The sequence below is a fragment of the Mycobacterium kubicae genome (assembly GCF_015689175.1).
Classification (GTDB): Bacteria; Actinomycetota; Actinomycetes; order Mycobacteriales; family Mycobacteriaceae; genus Mycobacterium; species Mycobacterium kubicae.
The window spans coordinates 811,762-833,653 of record NZ_CP065047.1 but is presented as its reverse complement, the minus strand read 5'-3'; the positions used below and the strand labels follow the sequence as shown (position 1 = coordinate 833,653).

The window sequence follows — 21,892 nt, the reverse complement described above, 5'->3', positions numbered from 1 at the left end:
GGCTAGATCACCAGCTCGGCGACCAGCGCGTCGACCACCGCGCGCAGGTCGCCGTCGTGCTCCTCGGCCACCCGCCGCTGCCGTTGATAGGAGCCTCCCACGCGCGGAATTTCGGCTACCGCGGCCAACTCGTCCACGCAATCCAGCGACTTCGCGACGGGCTGTAGGCGGGTCAGCACGTCGTCCAGGTCGTCGGTGACCAACCGCTCGTTGCTGTCGGCGTCAAGGATGATCACCGCGTCCAGGCCGTAGCGAGCGGCGCGCCACTTGTTCTCCTGAACATGCCACGGCGGCATGGTCGGCAGCTTCTCCCCGGCGTCCAGCCGGCGGTCCAGGTCCACGATCAGGCAGTGCGTCAGGGCGACCAGTGCGCCCAGCTCCCGCAGGTTGGACACACCGTCACAGACCCGCACCTCCAGGGTGCCCAGATGCGGTGACGGCCTGATGTCCCAACGAACTTCGTCGATGTGGTCGATGATGCCGGTCTTCTTCTGGTCGTGCACGAAACCTTCGAATTCCGACCAGGTTTGGAACTGGAACGGCAACCCGGCGGTGGGCAGCTGCTGAAACATCATGGCCCGGTTGCTGGCGTAGCCGGTGTCTTCCCCGCCCCACCACGGTGAGGACGCCGAGAGCGCCAGCAGGTGCGGGTAGGCGTTCAGCAACGACGACATGATCGGCATGACTTTGTTGGCCGACGAAATGCCGACGTGCACGTGCACGCCCCAGATGAGCATCTGCCGGCCCCACCACTGCGTGCGTTTGATCAGCTCGGCGTACCGCGGTGCGTCGGTGAGCTTTTGGGTGGACCACTGCGCGAACGGGTGGGTGCCGGCGCAGAACAGTTCCATGCCGCGGTCGCGGACGATCCGCCGCGCCGGTCCCAACGTTTGACGCAAGTCCTCCATCGCTTCGGGCGCGGAGGCGCAGACCCCGGTGACCACTTCGACGGTGTTGCGTAGCAACTCCTTGTGCACGCGCGGGTTTTCGCCGATTTCGGCGATCACCGCGGTGGCTTCGTTGCTCAGGTCACGAGTCTGCGCGTCGACGAGCGCGAACTCCCATTCCACCCCGACCGTGGGCCGGGGTGAACGGGCGAAGTCGATACGCGCGCCGGCCCGGGTATCGGGTGAGCCAACCGGACCCTTACCCCGATCCGTTGACACCGCACGCCACCCGCTTGCCGGCGTCACCGGTGGTCATCGTCGTCTCGTCGGGGCCAGGCGTCCCGTTGGCCTGGTTGTAGCGATCCGACGGAATGTTGGCGAAGTTGTCCGCACCCGCGTGGATGATGATGGCCGTCTTCTGGCCGTTGGTCAGGTCGTCCATGGTGAACGCGTCGGTGGTGGTGACCAGCATGCCGGTCCCGTCCCCGCGAACCTGCAGGGAGGTCAGGTCACCGCCGGCCTGCCCGGCACCATGCCCACCGCCGTGGAAGTGACCGCCGGCCGACAGGAAGTCGCCGGGTGCACCACCGGTGGGTGCGACGGAGTTCGGTTCACACTTGCCGATCTGATGGATGTGCACGCCGTGGAAACCGGGCGACAGCTTGCCGGGACCGCTGGTCGTGATCGTGACGGTCGCGTAGCCGTTGGCAAACTCGAATTTCGCCGTCGCGACCTCGGTGCCGTTGGGCCCGTTGAGTCGAGTGGTGAGCGTTTGACCGTTACCCCCACCGTTGCCCTGGCCGTCGGCCTGCCCGGCCGGCTGGCCGCCGTCGTGATGACCGCCGCCCTCATGCCCGGAGCCGGCGCCCGACGGCGCGGGCGACCCGGTCCAGACCGGCGGCGTGCTCCCCGGTGAGGTCGCGGGATGCTGGGGCGACGTGCACGCGCTGAACAGCGCGACGCTGGCAGCCGCGGACAAGGCGGCGACGAAAGTGCGGTGACCGGCGGGCATAGGCATAGCGAGAGCCTAACCTGATCGCGTCATCGAGTGTGCGCCCACGGCTTTGAGTGAGCGTCGACGGCGACGATCTCGGCTAATCCTCGCCCTGGACTCACTCGCGAAGCCGGCCATTCACACTCGACGGGGGCCGACCAAGACGAGAGCTCAGCCCGCCACCAGCACGATGACCCCGGCCGGCTGGTCGGCGAGCGCGGCTATGCGCCGTTCGACGGGCGCGCCCAGCTTCTGGCCTACCGCATCGGCGGTGGCTTTCTCTCCGTCGGCGTCGGTGTAGTACACCGTGGTGGCCGTGACGTCGGCAACGGTGAGGTTGGTGACGTCGGTGACCTTGAAACCGGCCGCCTTCAGCTCGTCGCCGGTCCGGGCGGCCACGCCCTCTTTGGAAGAGATGTTGTAGACGCGCACCTCGGCCTGATTGGCGGCCGGCTTCGCGCTCGTCGCCGTCGCCGCCGTGGTGGTCGCGCTCGAGACCGGCGAGCTGTCATCGTCGGACTTCCCCGACGAGCCCAGAGCTTGCCAGCCGAGCAGCAGGAAGATGACGCCGAGGAACAACAGCACCATCACCATGGCCCGGAGTGGAAGTCCCGTGGAGTCGGGTACGCGCTCGTTCATCGAGCCCACTGTAGCCAGCCGGCAACGGGAGGCGTCAGGTCACCTCGAAGCCAAGGCGGCGCGCCGCGCGCGCCTTCTGGCGACTGGCGCGCAGCCGTCGCAGCCGCTTCACCAGCATCGGGTCGGCAGCCAGCGCCTCGGGCCGATCGACGAGCGCATTGAGGACTTGGTAGTAACGCGTCGCCGACATCGAGAACAGCTCTTTGATCGCATCTTCCTTGACACCGGCGAACTTCCACCACTGCCGCTCGAACGCCAAGATGTCGTGCTCGCGTCGTGTCAGCCCATCAGCGATGTCCGAGTCTTCCCCCGACCGACTTGCCCGCGCCATCGCGCTGTCCATATCGCTTCCCCTGGACCCTTCCGGCGAATTCCCAAACTGCTCTTATGACTTGACTATCTGTGGGCTTGGTTCGGCGATTATTGAACCACGCCGCGAACCCTCAAGCTGTAATGCAGACCCGCGAGTCGGCCGAGTCGCTTGGATTGCCCCGCCTCCCCCCGGCGCCACCGCGCGGCCCGCATAAGCTAGCCGACCATGGCAGTGGTTCCGATCCGGATTGTGGGAGATCCCGTACTACGCACTCCGACGACGCCGATCCCGGTCGGCGCGGACGGATCACTGCCCGCCGATCTGGCAGAACTGATCACCGATATGTACGACACGATGGACGCCGCCCACGGCGTTGGACTGGCCGCCAACCAGATCGGGGTGGGGCTGCGCGTCTTCGTCTACGACTGTGCCGACGACCGCGGACTGACCGACCGCCGCCGCGGCGTCGTCGTCAACCCGGTCTTGGAGACCTCCGAAATTCCCGAGACGATGCCGGCCGCTGGCCACGACGACGATGAAGGTTGCCTGTCGGTGCCGGGCGAATCGTTCCCCACCGGCCGTGCCGACTGGGCACGCGTCACCGGGCTCGACGCCGAGGGTAAGCCGGTCTCGATCGAAGGCACCGGACTGTTCGCGCGGATGCTGCAGCACGAGACGGGGCACCTGGACGGATTCCTCTACCTGGACCGCCTGATCGGCCGGCACGCCCGCGCCGCAAAACGCGCGGTCAAGTCGCACGGCTGGGGCGTGCCCGGCCTGTCGTGGCTGCCCGGCGAGGGACCCGACCCGTTCGGTCACTGATGGTTTCGTGGCCGAGCCTGGGCACCCGGGTGACGGTTCGCTACCGCCGGCCCCTCGGGTCGGCGCCACCGCTGACCGACGCGGTGGGTCAGCTGTTGGCCGTCGAGCCGGTGGTCCAGGTCCAGACGAAAAGCGGTGCGATCGTCTCGTGTAGTCCGTCGGACGTGGTGGCGCTGCGGGTGCTCACCGACACCGTGGTGCGCACCGCCGACATCCGCAACCTCGAGCACGCCGCCGCCGCAGCCATCCCCGGCCTGGACCGGGAGTGGCTGGATGGCTGGTTGCTACGGGCGGGAACCGACGTCGACCCCATGCTGAATTCTGCTGTGCCGCTGGACCGCGCCGCCCACGCCGGTACCCTTCCCGGCATCGTCGACTGGTACCGGCGGCGCGACCTGCCACCGCGACTGGCGATTCCGGAGCGCCTACTCACCCCACCGGCCGGACTGGTCTACGAGCGGACCGACCTGGTCATGGTGCGCGAGCTGTCGAGCGTCACGCCGCAGACGCCGACCGCGGACGGTGAGCCGGCGGTGACGACCGCACCCGACGGCACCCGATGGCTGGGCCTGTCCACGATCAGTCTGCGCAACCACGGCGCAGCCCCGCTCGCTTCGGGCGCCGGGCACGGCGCCACCCGTGCCGTTGTGCGGGCGCACCAGCCAGACGACATCGCCCTGGCCGAGGAGCTGGGTTTCACCCTGCACCACCGCAGCCGCTACTTCGCCGTGCCGGCATCCCGATAGCCTCTAGCCATGCCCGACGGCGTCCTGCGGCTGGCCACCTGGAATGTGAATTCGATTCGCACCCGGCTGGATCGCGTGCTGGACTGGCTGACCCGCGCGGAGATCGACGTGCTGGCCATGCAAGAGACCAAGTGCTCGGACACCCAGTTCCCCAGCCTGCCGCTGTTCGAGCTGGGTTACGAAGTCGCCCACGTCGGCTTCAACCAGTGGAACGGCGTGGCGATCGCCTCACGCGTCGGGCTGGACGATGTGCAGATCGGCTTCGAAGGCCAACCGACCTGGAGCAGCAAACCCGAGGTGGCCGCCACCGCGGAAGCCCGGGCGCTGGGCGCCACCTGCGGCGGGGTACGGGTGTGGAGTCTCTACGTGCCCAACGGTCGCACGCTCGACGACCCGCATTACACCTACAAACTCAAATGGCTTGCGGCTCTGCGTGATACGGCCGCAGGCTGGCTGCAAGACGACCCGAACGCCCCGATAGCGCTGGTTGGGGACTGGAACATCGCACCGACCGACGAAGACGTCTGGAGCCCGGAGTTCTACCGCGGCTCCACCCACGTCTCCGAGCCGGAACGCAAGGCGTTCAATGCCATCGTCGATGCTCAATTCGCGGACGTGGTACGGCCTTTCGCTCCCGGACCAGGCGTCTACACCTACTGGGATTACACCCGCTTGCGGTTTCAGAAACGCCAAGGCATGCGCATCGACTTCGTCCTGGCCTCACCTGCGCTGGCCGCCCGCGTCGTCGACGCGCGCATCGACCGCGAGGAACGCAAAGGCAAGGCGCCGAGTGATCACGCGCCGGTCGTCGTTGATGTGAACGTCGTGTGAGTTCGGTATCCGTTCCGTTTGCGCCAGCGGAGAGCGCCGTCTGCCCAACTTGGTCGTTGTCCGCGCGTTTGTAACGTGGCAGGCTGGCTCGTACAGATGCTGAGAACGAGAACCGTTTCGCCGCTATTAACCGTGCGTTCAACGGGTATACACGCGGTACCACCAAGGTTCTTACGCAAAGCGGTCGAGACCAGGGAGTCATCATGAGTGTCATCGGCGGAGCCGTCCGCAATGTCGGTCGAACGGTGAGTCGGGCCGCGACGGCCACCACGACGGCCGCGGGCGCTGTCGGCGGCGCGGCGGTCAACGGTGTCGTGGGTGGCGTCAAGGGAGCCGCAGACGGCGTCCAGCGCGGCATCAGCACCGGTAGCAAGTCAACGCCCGCAGCGGCATTGGCGATCGGCGCGATCGGCGCCGCCGGTCTGGTCGAGTGGCCGATCCTGTTGGCCGTCGGCGGTGGCGCCTTGCTGTTGCGCCGCCTCAACCAAACCAGCGAGAACGGCGGGGCGCCCACGAAGGCGACGCTGAGCCCGGTACCCGACGCGGGTGAGCCCGAGCAGGCCGCGCCGAAGAAGGCGCCTCGCAAGGCAGCCAAGAAGACGCCCGGCCGCCGGGCGGGCGCAAGCGAACTGCGCAGCACCAACTAGCGCCGAGCGTTGAACGCCCGGTGACCATTGCCACATCGCTGAGACGGTCCCTCAAGGGCGGCCTGGACATTGCCGCCATCCCACTGCGTGAAGGAGTTCGGGCGCTCACCGCCGACCTCTCCCTCGAAACGCTCAACCGCCATTGCTGGCGCGGCCCGAATCGGGCCTGGGTCGAGGTGCGTGGCCTCGCTGGTCCCGACGGGGACCAACTCGGGGACCTCGTTCTCGAGGCGCTGCGCGCCCACCCCGGCGTGACGTCGGCCGTCTTGAATCATCCGCTCTCGCGGGTGGTGGTCGGCCTGGACGACCGCGACACGTCGCTGCGTGACTTGTGCCGCGTGGTGGAGCGTGCGGAAAAGCGTTGCGGCGCAACACAAGAGGCTGCCTCAGCACCAAGCCTGCCGGCCGACGGCGTGGTCCTGGCGACCCGAGCGGTGACCGTCGCCGCCAACGCGGCGGGGTTGGGACTAGCCGTCACCGGCCGAGCGTTGCGGTGGCCGCGAATGCCGGTGAGTGTGCTGGCCGGGGTCGCAGCCGTGGACTACCAGCCGCGGCTGCGTGGATTGCTCGAAGACAGGATCGGCGGGCCGGCGACGGACACGGTGCTGACCCTGGCCGTCGCGGCCGCCGAGACGCTCGCGCAGGCGCCCGCATCGCTGTCGGTGGGTCTGGTCATGCAGTCACTCAAAGCCGCCGAAACCCGTGCCGAGGCCCGCGCCTGGCACCGGCACGAACCCGAATTGGCCCGTCACGCCGAGGCGCCGGTCGCGCCGTTCCCCCAGTCGCCACCCCCCGCGCGCACCGTCGAACGCCACGCCGATCGGTTCGGACTGATCCAGGCGCTCAGCGCCGGGCTGGTCGGCCTCGGCAGCCGCGACCTCAACGCCGCCGCCACCGCGGCACTGGTCGCCACCCCGAGAGCCAGCCGGACCACCCCGGAGGCGTTTGCGGCGGCGCTGGGCCAGGGCTTGGCCGATCGGCATGCGGTGCTGCCGTTGCGGCCCGACGGCTTGCGCCGGCTGGACAAGGTGGACGCCATTGTCATCGACCCCCGGGTGCTGTGCACCGACAGCCTGCGGGTGGCCCGGATTCGGGGCGCCGACGAAACCGAGTTGTCGGTGGCATGGAATCGCGCGCAGCTGGTGCTGGAGAAAAGCGGTCTGCGCCCGGGTTGGCATCCGGTGCCGGGGATCTCGCCCAGCGGACCGGGCTCTCAGGTGCAAGCGCTCTTCCGCTACGCGCACGACCCGTTGGCCTCCGCCGTGGTCGGCGAGGCACACCGCAGCGGAGCCGACTTGGTGTCAGTGGATGTCGATTCGCTGGGCGAGTTGCGCCCCGCCTTCGACGAGGTGCGGCCGGTGACCACCGATTCCGACCAATCCATCGACGACGCCCTGGCGCGCGCGGTCACCGATCTGAAGTCCGCCGGGCGTACCGTCGCCGTCTTGTCCTCTGTTGCCGCACAGGCGATTTCCCTGGCCGACGTGGCGCTCGGTGTGCTGCCGCACGGGGAGTCCAGCGCACCACCCTGGTATGCCGACCTGCTGCTGCCCGACCTCGCCGCCGCCTGGCGCGTCCTGCTCGCCCTCCCGGCCGCCCGGGCCGCCCGTCGCCGTGGCGTCGAAATATCCGGTGGCGCTTCGGCATTGGGCACTCTGCTGATGCTGCCCGGGGTCCGGGGCCGGGGACCCGGACCGGTGACCACCGGCGCGGCGGCCGGAATGTTGTCGGGCTATTCGCTGGCCCGCAAGGTCGTCGGAACCCCCACCCCACGCCCGGCGGCGTTCCACGAGTGGCATGCGATGTCGGTCGAGCAGGTGCGCAAGGTCCTGCCGTCACCGCCTGAGCAACAGCCGAGGACGCGGCAACGTGCGACGCTGGCCGGACGAGCAGTGGCCGGCGGGGTGGGGACGGCCAGACGCGGGGTAGAGCTGACCGCGCCGCCGGTCCAGGCGGTGGGCAAGCTCTTTGCGGCCGTGCGCGCGGAGTTGTCCGATCCGTTGACTCCCATGCTGGCCTTGGGGGCGACCGCCAGCGCGGTCCTGGGGTCTCCCGTCGACGCAGTGATGGTCGGTTCGGTGCTGACCGGCAATTCCATCCTGGCGGCGACCCAACGACTGCGTGCCGAGAGCCGACTCAATCGTCTCTTGGCGCAGCAGATTCCGCCGGCGCGCAAGGTGGTGGCCGGGGCCGACGGGCAACGCGAATACGTGGAGATCGTCGCCGAGCAGCTGCAGCCCGGTGATGTCATCGAGGTGCGCACCCATGAGGTGGTTCCCGCTGACGCCCGCGTGATGGAAGAGGTCGACGTCGAGGTCGACGAGTCGGCGCTGACCGGTGAATCGTTGTCGGTGACCAAACAAGTCGAGGCCACGCCGGGGGCCGATCTGGCCGACCGCCGCTGCATGCTCTACGCCGGCACCACCCTGGTCGCCGGCACCGCGGTCGCCGTGGTCACCGCGGTCGGGGCCGACACCCAGGAGCGCCGCGCCGCTGACCTGGTGTCCGGCGACGCCTCCACCGTCGGCCTGCAGCACCAACTGAGCCAGCTCACCAACCAGGCCTGGCCGATCAGCATGACCGGTGGCGCCTTGGTCACCGGGCTGGGCCTGTTGCGCCGCCAAGGCCTGCGTCAGGCGGTGGCCAGCGGTATCGCGGTCACCGTGGCCGCCGTTCCCGAAGGCATGCCGCTGGTCGCGACCCTGGCTCAACAGGCGTCGGCGCGGCGACTGAGCCAATGCGGCGCGCTGGTGCGCATCCCGCGTTCGGTGGAAGCCCTCGGCCGCGTCGACATGGTCTGCTTCGACAAGACCGGGACGCTCAGCGAAAACCGCCTACGGGTGACGCGGGTGCAGCCCGCGCCCGGCCAGCCGAGCGAGGAAGTGTTGCGGTGCGCCGCGCATGCCGCCCCGCCGTCCAACGGCGGCCCGCAGATCCATGCCACCGACGTCGCCATTGTCGAGGCGGCCGAGGCCAATGGTTCGGGTCCCGACACCGAACCGGCGGCGCACCTGCCGTTTCGCTCCGGCAGGTCGTTCTCGGCGTCGGTGACCGGCACCCAACTGACCGTCAAAGGGGCGCCGGAAGTGGTGCTGCCGGCGTGCGGCCAGACCAGTTCGCAGCTGGCCGCCACGGTGCACGAACTGGCCGCCGACGGGCTGCGCGTCATCGCGGTGGCCCAGCGCCGGCTCGACGACGAGCAAGCACAAGCGGTGCTAGACGATCCGGACGGCATCGCCGACTTCTGCGATGAAGGTTTGACATTGGTCGGATTCCTGGGTCTGTCGGACACCCCGCGAGCCACCGCCGCCGACCTGCTGGCGGACCTGCGCACCCACCACCTCGACGTGCGCCTGATCACCGGTGATCACCCGGTGACCGCTGCGGCCATCGCACGGGAGCTGGGCATGTCAGTGGACGTCGACCAGATCATCAGCGGCGCGGAGTGGGATGCCCTGTCGCGCAAGGATCAGGAGAAGGCGGTCGCCGAGCGGATGATCTTCGCGCGGATGACACCGGAGAACAAGGTGCAGATCGTTCAGACGCTGGAGCGCAGCGGCCGGGTTTGCGCAATGGTCGGCGACGGCTCCAATGACGCGGCCGCGATCCGCGCCGCCACCGTCGGCATCGGGGTGGTGGCGCACGGCAGCGACCCGGCGCAGGTCGCGGCCGACATGGTGCTGGTGGACGGGCGGATCGAGTCGCTGCTGCCGTCGATCCTGGAAGGGCGCCAACTCTGGCAGCGGGTGCAAGCGGCGGTTTCGGTGCTGCTCGGCGGCAATGCCGGTGAAGTCGCGTTCGCCATCATCGGCAGCGCGGTCACCGGGGTCTCCCCGCTGAACACCCGCCAGTTGCTGCTGGTCAACATGCTGACCGACGCGCTGCCCGCCGCCGCGCTGGCGGTCAGCAAGCCGCGCGATCCGGCGGATTCGGGCGCTCGCGGCCCGGATGAGCGCGCGCTGTGGCGGGCGGTCGGTGTCCGGGGCGCCACCACGGCGGCGGCGGCCACGGCAGCCTGGACCATGGCCGGTGTCACCGGCTTCCCCCGCCGCGCGTCGACCGTGGCGCTGGTCGCGCTGGTGTCGGCGCAGTTGGGTCAGACGTTGCTCGACTCGCGCGACTGGCTGGTGGTGTTCACCGCGGCTGGGTCACTGGCCGCGATGGGCACGTTGATCAGTATTCCGCTGATCAGCCAGTTGCTCGGCTGTACGCCGATCGGGCCGGTCGGGTGGGCTCAGGCCCTGGGCTCGGCTGCCGCCGCGACCGTCGCGGTGGCGGTGCTGAACCGCGTTCTGGAAAGTCGCGACCAATCGAATCGGCAACCAGCGGAGTTGGGTACTCCTCCGATGCAGGAAGGTCCGCAGCACGATGAGGTGCCGGATCGGACGTCACAATGTCCACCACCCCAGCGCGCCACAACAGGGCGTAAAGCTCCCGCAACGGCACGCACAGCAAAGCGGCAAACGACGAAACTAGCGGGTCGGCCGGGGCGTCGGTCGTCGACATACACCCGACGGTGACGGCTTCATCCGGCAGGACGGCAAACCCTTAGTTACTGAAAGGCAAATGATGGCCGAAAAGAAGGCGCGGCAGGCAACGTCTCAGCGTGAGGCCGTGGAGAAGATTCGGGCCGGGGAAACCTTCGCGGTGAACCTGCCGGTGGTGGGTCAGGTGACCATCCCACGGCCCGACCAACTCGCCTACTACGGTGGCCTGGCCGCCCTGGCCGCGTTCGAGCTCATCGACTGGCCGGTGGCTTTGGTCATCGCCGCCGGGCACGTGATGGCGAGCAACCATCACAACAAGCTGTTGGAGGAGTTCGGCGAAGCGATGGAAGAGGTCTAGCCGCCCTCCCCCGCGAGGTGCTGTCAATCCTCAGTGGGTTGATCGCGCTGCAGCGCGTCGTCGACGGTGGGATAGATGTCGAAGATGCGGTTCAGCAGCGTCACTTCGATCGGCTGCAGGACCTGGGCATGGTCAGCGACCAGTCGCACCGACGTGCCGGCGGCTACACCGGCTTCATGACAGTCCAGGATGGCGTTCAGTCCGGCGCTGCCGAAGAAGGTCACCGCTTTCAAGTCGACAATCACCAACTGGGCCGGATGTGTCGCCGCCAACCGCAGCGCTTCGGTGAGATGCGTGACGAGTTCGTCGACCGTGCTGGAGTCGACGTCGCCTTTCACATGCACAAAGATTGCGTCGTCGCGGGCCGCGTGCTCAACAGCCAGCAGTTCCATCCCTTGACCCGTCTTGAGTGCCTCAGGGTTTCCGGCGGCGGTCAACCGCGGTGCCCGAACCGCGGCGTGCGCCGGCCAAAGTCGCATCGAGCCTAACCCGCGCAGGTGCGCTTCCGTGATGAGTCACGTCAGGACTTGCGATGGGAATCGCCAGGAATACGGTCGTGCGCGGTCAACAGCAGATGATCGAACTGACTTTGCACCGCCGCCGAGGGTGCGGTCATGGTCATGACGTCATCGAGGAGTTGTTTGGCGAGCGCGCGAACCTTGGTGTTGGTCTCTTGCGACCGCCACTGCAGCACGCGGAAGGCTTGCTCGGCGCTGACGCGGTAGACGTACATCAGCACGCCCTTGGCCTGCTCGATCGCCGCCCGATTCTCGAACAGGTCGGGCAGCGCCTCGTCGAGCACCTCCTGTCGCGTCTCGAACCGCGCTTCATCGAAGGTGTCGGTGAGGTCTATGTAGTGGCCGGCGGTGCCAAGCACCGTCCCGTTGTCGTCGAGCATGCGGTCGGCGACCACGATCGCGTCGTGCACATTGCCCGCGGTGTCGATGAACCGGTGCCGGCTGGAGAACGACTCCCCGGACCGCAGCGCATAGTCGAGCAGGTCTTGGACGTGCGCGCGATCGTCCGGATGTTTGTGGGAGAGAAGCAGTTTCGTGGTCGGCACCACGGTGCCCGGCTCGTAGCCGTGCATGCGGGCAACCTCGTCGGACCACTCCCAGCGCTGGCCGACGAACCAGAAGCGGAAGCTGCCCACGTTCAAGTACGCGCCGGCCCCCGCAGGCATCGCGGTGGCGAACCGATCCATGTTTGCACCGGCTGCTGATGTGCCAATTCGAGCGGACTGCTGCACGTTTGCATCATCGCATTTGGCCCTGGCGGGGGCCAGCACCGTGGCGGCGCTGCGCCTGCCCTGCACATTGGGGTCATGCTGCGCTAGCGTGGACGAGGTCCAACTCGATACGCGGGAGCGCACGCCCAGTGCGCTGAGAGGACGGCTGGGGCCGTCGACCGTACGAACCTGACCGGGTAATGCCGGCGTAGGGAGATGAAATGACCGTAACCATTGAACCGTCGGTGACCACCGGACCCATCGCGGGCAGCCACAAGGTCTACCGGGACGTGGCAGGCATGCAGGTGCCGTTTCGGCGCGTGGACCTGTCCACCGGCGACCACTTCGACCTTTACGACACCTCCGGGCCGTACACCGACGACAACGCGGTGATCGACCTAGCCGCTGGCCTCCCGCCGAGACCGGGCGTGGTGCGGGACCGGGGCACGCAGCTGCAGCGGGCGCGCGCCGGGGAGATCACCGCGGAGATGGCCTTCATCGCCGCCCGCGAAGGCCTACCCGCCGAACTGGTGCGCGACGAGGTGGCCCGGGGGCGTGCGGTGATCCCGGCGAACTTCAACCACCCCGAGAGCGAGCCGATGATCATCGGCAAGGCGTTCGCGGTCAAAGTGAACGCGAACATCGGCAACTCCGCGGTGACCTCGTCGATCGCCGAAGAGGTCGACAAGATGGTGTGGGCGACCCGGTGGGGAGCCGACACCATCATGGACCTGTCCACCGGCAAGAACATTCACGAGACCCGAGAGTGGATCCTGCGGAACTCGCCGGTGCCGGTCGGCACGGTGCCGATCTACCAGGCGTTGGAAAAGGTCAAGGGTGATCCCACCGAGTTGACTTGGGAGCTCTACCGCGACACCGTCATCGAGCAGTGCGAGCAGGGTGTGGACTACATGACCGTGCACGCCGGGGTGCTGTTGCGGTACGTGCCGCTGACCGCCAAGCGGGTCACCGGGATCGTGTCTCGCGGCGGCTCGATCATGGCGGCCTGGTGCCTGGCGCATCACCGAGAGTCGTTCCTGTACACCAACTTTGAAGAGCTGTGCGACATCCTGGCCAGCTATGACGTCACCTTCTCCCTCGGCGACGGACTGCGTCCCGGCTCCATCGCCGACGCCAACGACGCCGCGCAATTCGCCGAACTGCGCACGCTGGGCGAGTTGACCAAGATCGCCAAAGCCCATGGCGCACAAGTCATGATCGAGGGCCCCGGGCACGTGCCGATGCACAAGATCGTAGAGAACGTGCGCCTGGAAGAAGAGTTGTGCGAAGAGGCGCCCTTCTACACGCTGGGTCCGCTGGCCACCGACATCGCACCGGCATACGACCACATCACCTCGGCGATCGGCGCTGCCATCATCGCCCAGGCCGGCACCGCGATGCTGTGCTACGTGACGCCCAAGGAGCACCTCGGACTACCGGACCGCAAGGACGTCAAGGACGGTGTGATCGCCTACAAGATCGCCGCGCACGCAGGCGATCTGGCCAAGGGGCATCCGCACGCGCAAGACCGCGACAATGCACTGAGCCAGGCACGATTCGAGTTCCGCTGGAACGACCAGTTCGCGCTGTCGCTGGACCCCGACACCGCCCGGGAGTACCACGACGAAACGCTGCCGGCCGAACCCGCCAAGACCGCGCACTTCTGCTCGATGTGCGGCCCGAAGTTCTGCTCGATGCGGATCACGCAGGATGTCCGCGACTACGCCGCCAAACACGGCCTGGAGACCGAAGAGGACGTGGAGGCGATGTTGGCCAGCGGGATGGCCGAAAAGTCGCGGGAGTTCGCCGACCACGGCAACCGGGTGTATCTGCCAATCACGCAGTGAACTACCTGCCACTGCCGCCGCCGGGAACGACACCGCTGCGGGTGTTGACCATCGCGGGGTCGGATTCCGGTGGCGGCGCGGGCATCCAGGCCGACATGCGCACCATCGCGATGCTCGGCGGGCACGCCTGCGTGGCCGTCACCGCGGTGACCGTGCAGAACAGCTTGGGCGTCAGAACGTTCCACGAGATCCCCGATGACATCGTGGCCGGACAGATCGACGCCGTGGTCACCGACATCGGCATCCAGGCCGCCAAGACCGGAATGATGGCCTCGGCCACCATCATCACCACCGTGGCCCAGACGTGGCGACGGTTGGGAGTGACGGTTCCCCTGGTCGTCGACCCGGTGTGCGCCTCGATGCACGGTGACCCGCTCCTGGCTCAAGACGCGCTGGATTCCCTTCGCGCGGAGCTGTTTCCGCTGGCGACGCTGGTGACTCCGAACCTCGACGAGGTGCGACTCCTGGTTGACATCGACGTGGTGGACGGCGAATCGCAGCGGGCGGCGGCGAAGGCCCTGCACGCCATGGGTCCGCGGTGGGTGCTGGTCAAGGGTGGGCACCTGCGCTCGTCGGACCGCAGCAGCGACCTGTTGTATGACGGTGCCGATTTCCACGAGTTCGATGCGCCACGGGTGCCCACCACCAACGATCACGGCGGCGGTGACACCTTGGCGGCCGCGGTCGCCTGCGCGTTGGCGCACGGGTTCTCCGTTCCCGAGGCGGTGAGTTTCGGCAAGCGCTGGGTGACCGAGTGTCTGCGCGCGGCTTATCCCCTGGGCGGCGGCCATGGGCCGGTCTCGGCGTTGTTCCGGCTGGCATGACGCGCCGGGTGATGAGGAGGAGCGGCGCCATGGTTCTCGATTCGATCGACGGCGTCGCGCACCAACCTGAATATACCCCGGCCGGCGTCGTGGTGCTCACCCATGGTGCCGGCGGGAACCGGGAATCGCCTCTGCTGCAACGCGTTTGCGATGAGTGGTCCAGACGCGGCTGGCTGGCGGTCAGATACAATCTGCCCTACCGTCGGCGCCGCCCGAAGGGGTCGCCGTCGGGTTCGGCAGCGAGCGACCGGGAAGGCATCGTCGAAGCGATCGAACTGTGTCGCGGGCTGGTCAGCGGTCCGGTGATCGCCGGCGGGCACTCCTACGGGGGCCGCCAGACGTCAATGGTGGTGGCCGCCCAGCAGGCGCCCGTCGCCGTCCTGACGCTGTTCTCGTATCCGGTCCATCCCCCGGGCAAGCCGGAACGCGCCCGCACCGAGCACCTGCCGGACATCACGGTTCCAACGGTGTTCACACATGGCACCTCAGACCCGTTCGGTACCCCGGCGGAACTGCGCGATGCCGCGGCGCTGATTCCGGCGCCGACGGAGATCGTCGAGATCACCGGCGCGCGACATGACCTGAGCTCAAAGACACTTGACGTTGCCGCATTGGCAATCGCGGCGGCGCTTAGGCTTTCACGAACCGCCCGGCGCTAATCGGTACCCGAACAACCACCCGGTAGCAGCAGTAGCGCGGGCCACAGGACCGTCGCCTCGCCGAGTGCGGCGATGTCCGCACCGGCCGGCAACAACTTGTCCCAATAGGCTTGCCGTTCCTGGACCTTGCCGGCATGCAGGAACGCCCAGGCGATGCCGATCACGATGTAGGGCACCGCGAGCCACATGGCCAACTCGAGCATCGCCCCGACCGATATGGGACGCGCGAGAGTGGATCTGAGCAGTTGCAACCCTCGCATGATCACTCACAGCAGGGGTTTGCGGCGCCGCACTCGCCGCCGCACATCGGCCAGCAGAACGTGGCTGCCCCCTTGGCGCAGAAAGGGAGGAATGAAGCGGTTGACGAACGCGACGAGTAGGAACAGCCGTTCAAACCGCCACTGCTTGCCGGTGCTCCACGACACGCCCAACGCCTCGCGAAAGACCGGCGCCAGGAAGCCGATGGTCAGGAACTTCAGCAGCGGCCGAAACGGCACACCCAGGAGCGGATTGACCATCTTCAACTCGATCAGGTCCAGTAGGTAGCCGCGCACCACGTCGTCGACCATCACCCGCCGGCAGGCCGTGTTCCAATATTCGTCGAACGCGGCGCGAGTCGGCGGCCATTGTTCGGTGCTGACTTGCAATGTCGTCCCCAACGTCCATGCCGACCGGTAGAACTGTTCGGCCTGTTCGGCGGTCATCTGCCCCCGCAACAGTTGGTAGGTGTCCTCTAGCCCGACGAACAGACAAGCGGCCACCCACATCTGCAGGTCGCGGTCAAAAGCGTTGTAGGACAACGGGCTAGCGGATGTGGAGCGGACGTGGCGATGAGCTGTGTCGACCGCGGCGCGAAACGCGCGACGGTCATCGTCGGTGCCGAATACCGCCACGGCCAAGTATTGGAAGGTGGTGCGGGCCCGTTTCCAGGGGTGCTTGAATAGGTTGCCGGAATCGACCTTGGATTCGACGACGCCGTATCCGACCTCGGGCCAGGACAACTGCATGATGACGTTCGCAGCCCCCGCGGCGAAGGCCCAGAAATCCATGGCATCGGTGACCGTGACGGGCCCGTCGCTCCAGCGAGCCGTGCGTCGGCCGATGCTGATCCGCGTCTGGCTGGTATTCAAGGGGGCGGCGGCCGACGCCGTCGCACGCGGTGTGGACATGGCTATCCCTGGCGTATCCCTGGTCGCTTTGGTGCGTGCGCTTGCACGGGCGGAATCCCGTGCCTCGAGCGTCTCACATGCTCGACGGGGCGCGCAACGTTAAGTGAATGGCTATTCTTCTTACATGAAGTAGGTGCCGCTGGCTATTAGCCGATCGCAGGCGGGAGAAGTGAGCAGTCATTCAGGTGTTAGATGCGGCGGGGTCGGCGCGGCAGAACGAGGCGCTAGCGTGAACGCCATGACCGGTGCCCGCGACGAGTCCGCCCCTCCGATACGCCGGCGCCCGAAGGACCGGAAGGCCCAGATCGCGCGGGCCTCCACCGACGCATTCAGCGCTCACGGTTATCACGCCGTCAGCATGGAGGACATCGCCTCGCGGGTGGGCATCTCACCTGCGGCGTTGTATCGCCATTCCCCGAGCAAATACGACCTCTTCCGCGATGCGGTCCTGTCGTTGGGCCGGCAACTCGTCGACGCCACCGCCTTCGCAGACGACGCCACCGGCACCGATCCGGCCGAATTGCTGACCGGTCTCATCGGCGCCCTCGTCGACACCACGATCGCCAACCGCACCGCCGGTGGTCTCTATCGGTGGGAGGGACGTTATCTCAGGGGCGCCGACCAGACCACGCTCAAAGACCAACTCAAACTCACCAACAGACGGCTGCAACGACCGTTGTCCGCGCTGCGGCCCAAGCTGCAACCGCCGCACCTGTGGACGTTGTCTGCGGCGGCCCTCAGCGTCATCGGCAGCATCACCGATCACTCGATGCCGCTGGCGGTCAACGAGATTCGCAGCGGCGTGGCAGAGATGGCCGCCGACGTGCTGGCCGCGGAGTTGCCGGCCATCAAGGGCCGCGCGTCGATGCCGTCGCCCCGGCCGGTCGTCACCGCGGCCGCGGGCGTCTATGAGTTCGTCCTCTCCGAATCCATGCGGCTGTTCTACGAGCGCGGCTTTCGCGATACCAGCATGGACGACATCGCGGCGGCGGTCGGCATGCAACCGTCCGGGCTGTACCGCTACTTTCCCAGCAAGGTCGACATCTTGGCCGCAGCGTATCGTCGCGCGGCCGACCGCTGTTCGGCCGATGTCGCCAAAGTCATTGCCAAAACCGACGACCCGGAAGTCGCGTTGGCCGCGCTGGTCGACGCGTACGTCGCCCGGTCCTTCGCCCGACCCGAAATCGCCTACGTCTACTACACCGAGCGGCACAACCTGCCGCCCGACGAGCTGTCCATGCTGGACACCATCCAGCAGTCCACCGCCGAGGCCTGGGCCCGTCTGATGACCGCCGTCCGTCCGGAGCTGAGTGTGGCGCGGGCCCGCTACGGCGTCTATGCCGCCTACGCGTTGATCGTCGACTCTGGGCGCCTGGTGCGGCGACACGACTTCGCGCAGGCACGGTCAACCGCTCGCCGCCTGACCGAAATCACTGCGCTGGGGCGGCCGGCCAAGAGGAGGTGAGCCGCGTGATCACCAAAGTGCGTCAAGTGCTCAGTTACCAGATGACTGTCGCCGAGTGGATCGGACTCGGCGTGCTCTTCGGCGCGCCGTACTTGGTCGTCGGGCTGATCTGGTCGGCAACCCACACCGACCACCTCCGCGGCATGCAGGGCGCCGACCTCGTCGTGTCCTTTCTCGGTTCGATCGTCTCGTGGCCGGTGCTGGTGGTCTCCAACGTCTGTATGACCTGAGCCCATCGCGTTACCCGACCTACCGCACGAGAAGAATATTCATTAACATAAGGCGCAGCCGGGGGGCTTGATCAGGTTTCAGCAGGGCCTCCGTCAAAATGGCTGAAGGAACCGATCATGTTGGACAAAGCGCGCCGAATGCTCAGTTACCGTGTCAGCGTCGGCCAATTGATCGCCGTTGGATTGACGCTCGGCACACCGTACTTGCTCGTCGGCGCCATCTGGTCGACCACCCACACCGATCACCTGCATCGGTTGCAGGGCGCCGACCTGGCGGTGTCCTTCCTCGGGTCAATCGCATCCTGGCCGGTGCTGTTGTTCTCCGACGTGTGCATGACGTAGCCGACAACCGCCGTAACCGCTATTTACTTACAGACCCGACATGGGAGAGGCCGTGAGTCGTCGTCAAATCTATATCGGCGTTGCGGGCCTGGTGCTGCTGGTCATCGGCGTGGCCGGCCTCTGGTATCCCGTGTATTTGAATCAATTCGACATGTATGGCATCAAGGTCAGTTGCGGCAACGGCTTCGCCTCCGCCGTTCCCCAGAACGCGCTCTCCGACGGCGGCAACCCTGCCACGCGCTGCGGTACCGCTCTGCTGGTGCGCCGCGCCTGGACCATCCCGGTCGTTGCCCTGGGCTGGCTACTTCTCACCCGGTTCGCCGTGGCGTGGGTGCACACCGGTCAACAGACATCCGGGGAAGCTTCGCCCGCCTGACCTCCGCCTACGCCGGGTAGCGCGCGTAGCAGCCGTCCATCTCGCCGGCCACGCCGCCACGGAAGGCGGCGATGCGGGTGAACCCGGCCGGCACGCTGACGCCGTCGGCGTCGCTGGCGACCATGTGGTTGGTGAGCAGCCCGGAGACGGCTTCGTCGAGGTCACCGGCGGTGAGCACCAACTGGTTGCCGGATGCCAGTTCGATGGGGTCGGCCATCTTGCGGTGCGCAACGCCGGTCAGGCAGGCCGTCCGCAACGCGGTCCACGGGCTCCGCATCGCCAGTCCGCGTTCATGCTGCACGGCGAGCGCGTAGCGCGACATCACCACCGACAGGGCGGTGTCGTCGCCTTGCGGCAGGCTGTGTTGCTTCTCGCCGGCAACCTTTCCCATCGCGGCCAGCGCCGGCAAGTCGACGACGATGGTGTTGCTGGCCGGGCAGTACGACGCCGGCGGGCTCGCTTTGGCATCCGAACAGCTCGCCCCCTGATAGGACAGCGTCGGCGGGTTCTTGGGCGAGAAGATCTTGCCCATCAACTCCATCAGCGTCTTCAAGGTGTCCTGGGTGATCTGTACCTCTCCGGTTTCCGGACTCCCGGTGGTGTCGACCCGCAACGTCGTCGGCAAATCCCCGCGGCGCCGCTCGATTTCAGCTCTGTTGATTGCCGCGCACGCCGAAGTGCCGGTGATGAAGCCCATCTGGAAGGCGCTCACCCGGTCCAACGCGGACCCGTGTTCGTCGTCGTTTTGCGTGTCGGACTCCATCACCGGGTCGCGGGTGGTGATGATTCCGGCGAGCACATGGTCGAGGCCGTCGGCGGTACTCAGCGTGAACCGCGGCGACTTGCCTTCAGCCACGTGGTAGAGGTAAACCCCGGCGAAGCAGTCGGCCTGCTGCTCCCGGACGATCGTCGGGTCCTTGCGGCTGACCAGTTTGGCCATCGTCTGTAACGCATGCCCGAACTCGTGAGCCAAGACACCGTTGACGGACATGTCGCCGAAGTACTTCTGCGCGACCGCCATGAATACGCCCCGGTCCCAGGCGATCATGTTGCAGCGAGAGGTGAAGAAGGCGTTGACCAGCTGATAGGTGTCGTTGTGGCAGACGATCGGACTGTTGGGATCGTCGGAGTCGTAGGAGACCAGCTTGTCGACCGGCTTGAAGGTCCCCTTCAGCGGATCGCGGTAGTTCGCTTTCCAGAATTCTTGGATGTCGTTGATCGATAGCAACGACAACTTGTCGATGGGGCCGTTGTTGGTGTTGATCACCGTCCCGGTGGGCGCGGGCCCGTTGGGCCGAGCACCGCTGGGACCGTTGTCCGCGGGCAGCCCGCCGACCCGGAACGGGTCGTTGAGAATGGAGAGCGCGTGCCCGTTGACCATGGTGGTACAGCCCGCCACCACCAGTATCGCGGCGAGGCAGGCCATGGCGGCCCGCGCTGAAGCGATTACCCTGCGCGAGCGCCTATTCATCAAATCAACCCCGTCCCGACCGGTGCCATCAAGGGAACCCCATTTTAGAACGCTTCGTTTGCTGTCAAGCCCCAAATGCGCCGCTACGACGGCCGTATTCGGTGACGTTTGTCGTGCGGTGTGACGCCGTTGACGCCGGTGATGGACTGCGCGTAGTACCCGACGGCGAATGCGACGCCAGCACCCATGACGGCCAACGCCTCGGAGTTGATGTTTTCCACCGTGTCACCGGCTCCCGGGTAGTTGGGATCGAACGGTGCACCGGCCTGCCCGCCCCAAAGCCGGGCCTGCACCGTGGTTTTCGTCTGCGAGGCGCCGGTGTTCATCCCGCCGACCGGAACGCCGGCAACCAGGAACGGATGGTAGTCGGTGCGGGTGTTCAGCGGCATGTCGGCGGGCCGCCGACCGGCAAGGTTCAAGTATCCGGCCAGGGTGCGCTCGAGTCCCGCCGATCCCTCGGGCACGTCTGCCGACGCCACCCCCGGCCCCGGCGGACCCGACTGGTCACCGTCATCGGTGAAGTAGCCGGCGTTCGCAGAGCCCAGCATGTCGAAGTTCAGATAGAGCGCGATGTTGTTGAGCTGCTCGTTGTCCAACCCGAACACGTAGTCCGTGGCGCCGTTGATCCCGTTTTCCTCGGCTCCCCAAAACACGAACCGCACCGCGTTGGTCACCGGCGCGAGCGGGCCAAGTTGCAGCGCGGTCTCCACCAGGGCGGCCGTCCCGGAGCCACCGTTGTTGATGCCGGGGCTGTCCCCCGGGCTGTCCAGGTGCGTACCGACCATCACGACCTCATTGGCCGCGCCAGTTCTCGTCTGTGCCACCACATTTCGTGACGTGATGTCAGCGGTTTCCGCGTCCAGCACCAGGCGCACCGGAGCGGTGGCTCGTTCCAGCGCCGTTGCGCCTTTGCCCCCGACCACCGCGACGGGCACGGTGAGCTGCTTGTAGTAGCCGCGGTTGAACAGCCCGGGCGGGGCCCCTTGACCGGTGGACCGGTTGATCACCACAACGGCCGCCGCTCCGCGGGCCACAGCGCTGTTCTGTTTGTCGACCACCGAGCAGCGGCTGTCATCGACCACCGCGACGGCGCCCTTGGGGACCACGGGTGGATAGTCACCTGCGGCGCATCCGGCCGATTGCGTGGGCCGGACCACCGGACCGGTCAGGCCCCCCGGTGGGGTTCGAACCAGCAGCGAAGCCTGGTCGACGGGGTAGCTGCGGCCGACCACCGTCAGCGTGGGCTTACCTTGCGACACGGTGACCAATCGTTCGAACTGCGGTGTCGATACGTCGAACCCTTTGTCGCGCAGCAACTTAGCGACGTAGTCCACACTGGCGTCATAGCCCGGGGTCCCCGCGGCACGGTTTCCGCGATTCGCATTGGCGATGGCCTGTAACGCCCGCAGATGACCCATCATTGCGTCGACGGTGACCTTGGCGGCCAGCGATCGACCCAGATCCGGCGCGGCGGCCGGCGGCGCGGGATGGTGTGTCGTGGTGCACGCAACCATCACAGCGGCCAGCAGCGCCGCGCCGAGTGCCTTCCAGCCGCCT

At 67.3% G+C, this 21,892-nt stretch carries 23 protein-coding genes, 1 pseudogene and 1 riboswitch; of the genes and pseudogenes, 13 read left to right on the top strand and 11 right to left on the bottom strand.

Going from position 1 to position 21,892, the window contains the following annotated elements:
- Nucleotides 1–2: 2 nt before the first annotated feature.
- The 4 genes from I2456_RS03865 to I2456_RS03850 form a co-directional block, all read right to left on the bottom strand.
- On the bottom strand, nucleotides 3–1,166 hold the full coding sequence (locus tag I2456_RS03865; protein WP_116645871.1) for a glutamate--cysteine ligase: 1,164 nt from the start codon (nucleotides 1,164–1,166) through the stop codon (nucleotides 3–5).
- Entirely contained in the window at nucleotides 1,147–1,905 is a 759-nt protein-coding gene (gene sodC, locus I2456_RS03860) for a superoxide dismutase[Cu-Zn] (RefSeq protein WP_068022551.1), read from the bottom strand. The genes I2456_RS03865 and sodC overlap by 20 nt, the downstream gene beginning before the upstream one ends.
- A 147-nt stretch (nucleotides 1,906–2,052) precedes the next feature.
- Nucleotides 2,053–2,520 carry a LytR C-terminal domain-containing protein gene (locus tag I2456_RS03855; RefSeq protein ID WP_068022554.1) on the bottom strand — a complete coding sequence of 156 codons (468 nt, stop codon included), beginning with the start codon at nucleotides 2,518–2,520 and terminating at the stop codon, nucleotides 2,053–2,055.
- Nucleotides 2,521–2,554: 34 nt separating this feature from the next.
- Nucleotides 2,555–2,863: a DUF3263 domain-containing protein gene (locus I2456_RS03850; protein WP_068022557.1), complete on the bottom strand. Its 309-nt coding sequence runs from the start codon at nucleotides 2,861–2,863 to the stop codon at nucleotides 2,555–2,557.
- Nucleotides 2,864–3,058: 195 nt separating this feature from the next.
- Between I2456_RS03850 and I2456_RS03845 the strand changes: the two genes are divergently transcribed.
- From I2456_RS03845 to I2456_RS29005, 5 genes and pseudogenes are all read left to right on the top strand, one after another.
- Entirely contained in the window at nucleotides 3,059–3,655 is a 597-nt protein-coding gene (locus I2456_RS03845; protein WP_068164450.1) for a peptide deformylase, read from the top strand.
- Nucleotides 3,655–4,401 carry a GNAT family N-acetyltransferase, cg3035/Rv0428c family gene (locus I2456_RS03840; protein ID WP_085075077.1) on the top strand — a complete coding sequence of 249 codons (747 nt, stop codon included), beginning with the start codon at nucleotides 3,655–3,657 and terminating at the stop codon, nucleotides 4,399–4,401. Before I2456_RS03845 ends, I2456_RS03840 begins: the two co-directional genes overlap by 1 nt.
- 24 nt (nucleotides 4,402–4,425) lie before the next feature.
- A complete protein-coding gene (locus tag I2456_RS03835) occupies nucleotides 4,426–5,232 on the top strand; it encodes an exodeoxyribonuclease III (RefSeq protein WP_174814178.1) in 807 nt (268 codons plus the stop codon).
- Nucleotides 5,233–5,435: 203 nt separating this feature from the next.
- Nucleotides 5,436–5,879 carry a hypothetical protein gene (locus I2456_RS03830; RefSeq protein ID WP_068164441.1) on the top strand — a complete coding sequence of 148 codons (444 nt, stop codon included), beginning with the start codon at nucleotides 5,436–5,438 and terminating at the stop codon, nucleotides 5,877–5,879.
- A gap of 503 nt (nucleotides 5,880–6,382) precedes the next feature.
- Nucleotides 6,383–10,102: pseudogene (locus I2456_RS29005) on the top strand (HAD-IC family P-type ATPase); the annotation flags it as partial.
- Here the strand turns inward: I2456_RS29005 and I2456_RS28330 are convergent.
- On the bottom strand, nucleotides 10,068–10,385 hold the full coding sequence (locus I2456_RS28330) for an Rv1535 domain-containing protein (protein WP_241007943.1): 318 nt from the start codon (nucleotides 10,383–10,385) through the stop codon (nucleotides 10,068–10,070). The pseudogene I2456_RS29005 and the gene I2456_RS28330 sit on opposite strands and share 35 nt — an antisense overlap.
- Before the next feature lie 63 nt (nucleotides 10,386–10,448).
- Between I2456_RS28330 and I2456_RS03820 the strand changes: the two genes are divergently transcribed.
- Complete coding sequence (locus I2456_RS03820) at nucleotides 10,449–10,724, top strand: hypothetical protein (RefSeq protein WP_116645873.1); 276 nt, start codon at nucleotides 10,449–10,451, stop codon at nucleotides 10,722–10,724.
- A gap of 23 nt (nucleotides 10,725–10,747) precedes the next feature.
- Here I2456_RS03820 and I2456_RS03815 read toward each other — a convergent pair whose 3' ends face one another.
- Both I2456_RS03815 and I2456_RS03810 read right to left on the bottom strand, forming a co-directional pair.
- A complete protein-coding gene (locus I2456_RS03815; protein ID WP_085075079.1) occupies nucleotides 10,748–11,116 on the bottom strand; it encodes an STAS domain-containing protein in 369 nt (122 codons plus the stop codon).
- 128 nt (nucleotides 11,117–11,244) lie between these two features.
- Nucleotides 11,245–11,928, bottom strand: a complete 684-nt coding sequence (locus tag I2456_RS03810; protein ID WP_068164433.1) for a PAS and ANTAR domain-containing protein — start codon at nucleotides 11,926–11,928, stop codon at nucleotides 11,245–11,247.
- Between the two features lie 146 nt (nucleotides 11,929–12,074).
- Nucleotides 12,075–12,184, top strand: a riboswitch (TPP riboswitch).
- Between I2456_RS03810 and thiC the strand changes: the two genes are divergently transcribed.
- The 3 genes from thiC (at nucleotide 12,174) to I2456_RS03795 (ending at nucleotide 15,282) form a co-directional block, all read left to right on the top strand.
- On the top strand, nucleotides 12,174–13,799 hold the full coding sequence (gene thiC / locus I2456_RS03805) for a phosphomethylpyrimidine synthase ThiC (RefSeq protein WP_085075102.1): 1,626 nt from the start codon (nucleotides 12,174–12,176) through the stop codon (nucleotides 13,797–13,799). It overlaps the preceding riboswitch by 11 nt.
- Complete coding sequence (gene thiD / locus I2456_RS03800; protein ID WP_085075080.1) at nucleotides 13,796–14,623, top strand: bifunctional hydroxymethylpyrimidine kinase/phosphomethylpyrimidine kinase; 828 nt, start codon at nucleotides 13,796–13,798, stop codon at nucleotides 14,621–14,623. Before thiC ends, thiD begins: the two co-directional genes overlap by 4 nt.
- A 29-nt stretch (nucleotides 14,624–14,652) precedes the next feature.
- Nucleotides 14,653–15,282, top strand: coding sequence for an alpha/beta hydrolase family protein (locus I2456_RS03795; RefSeq protein WP_085075081.1), 630 nt, complete (start codon nucleotides 14,653–14,655; stop codon nucleotides 15,280–15,282).
- Here the strand turns inward: I2456_RS03795 and I2456_RS03790 are convergent.
- Together I2456_RS03790 and I2456_RS03785 are read right to left on the bottom strand one after the other, a co-directional pair.
- On the bottom strand, nucleotides 15,279–15,533 hold the full coding sequence (locus I2456_RS03790) for a hypothetical protein (protein ID WP_371869910.1): 255 nt from the start codon (nucleotides 15,531–15,533) through the stop codon (nucleotides 15,279–15,281). The two genes, I2456_RS03795 and I2456_RS03790, sit on opposite strands and share 4 nt — an antisense overlap.
- 15 nt (nucleotides 15,534–15,548) lie before the next feature.
- Nucleotides 15,549–16,451 carry an oxygenase MpaB family protein gene (locus I2456_RS03785; RefSeq protein WP_085075082.1) on the bottom strand — a complete coding sequence of 301 codons (903 nt, stop codon included), beginning with the start codon at nucleotides 16,449–16,451 and terminating at the stop codon, nucleotides 15,549–15,551.
- Nucleotides 16,452–16,689: 238 nt separating this feature from the next.
- Here I2456_RS03785 and I2456_RS03780 point away from each other — a divergent pair, with 238 nt between their 5' ends.
- From I2456_RS03780 to I2456_RS03765, 4 genes are all read left to right on the top strand, one after another.
- Nucleotides 16,690–17,916 (top strand): TetR/AcrR family transcriptional regulator, encoded by a 1,227-nt coding sequence (locus tag I2456_RS03780; protein ID WP_085075083.1) that lies wholly within the window; start codon nucleotides 16,690–16,692, stop codon nucleotides 17,914–17,916.
- Nucleotides 17,917–17,957: 41 nt separating this feature from the next.
- The gene (locus I2456_RS03775; protein WP_276052367.1) at nucleotides 17,958–18,146 is read left to right on the top strand and encodes a hypothetical protein; all 189 of its coding nucleotides are present in this window, start codon (nucleotides 17,958–17,960) and stop codon (nucleotides 18,144–18,146) included.
- Between the two features lie 117 nt (nucleotides 18,147–18,263).
- On the top strand, nucleotides 18,264–18,488 hold the full coding sequence (locus I2456_RS03770; RefSeq protein WP_085075084.1) for a hypothetical protein: 225 nt from the start codon (nucleotides 18,264–18,266) through the stop codon (nucleotides 18,486–18,488).
- Nucleotides 18,489–18,540: 52 nt separating this feature from the next.
- Nucleotides 18,541–18,864, top strand: a complete 324-nt coding sequence (locus tag I2456_RS03765) for a hypothetical protein (RefSeq protein WP_174814170.1) — start codon at nucleotides 18,541–18,543, stop codon at nucleotides 18,862–18,864.
- A 7-nt stretch (nucleotides 18,865–18,871) separates the two neighbouring features.
- Here I2456_RS03765 and I2456_RS03760 read toward each other — a convergent pair whose 3' ends face one another.
- Both I2456_RS03760 and I2456_RS03755 read right to left on the bottom strand, forming a co-directional pair.
- Nucleotides 18,872–20,335 carry a neutral zinc metallopeptidase gene (locus tag I2456_RS03760; protein ID WP_085075086.1) on the bottom strand — a complete coding sequence of 488 codons (1,464 nt, stop codon included), beginning with the start codon at nucleotides 20,333–20,335 and terminating at the stop codon, nucleotides 18,872–18,874.
- A gap of 83 nt (nucleotides 20,336–20,418) precedes the next feature.
- The gene (locus I2456_RS03755; RefSeq protein ID WP_085075103.1) at nucleotides 20,419–21,849 is read right to left on the bottom strand and encodes a M28 family peptidase; all 1,431 of its coding nucleotides are present in this window, start codon (nucleotides 21,847–21,849) and stop codon (nucleotides 20,419–20,421) included.
- Between the last annotated feature and the right edge of the window lie 43 nt (nucleotides 21,850–21,892).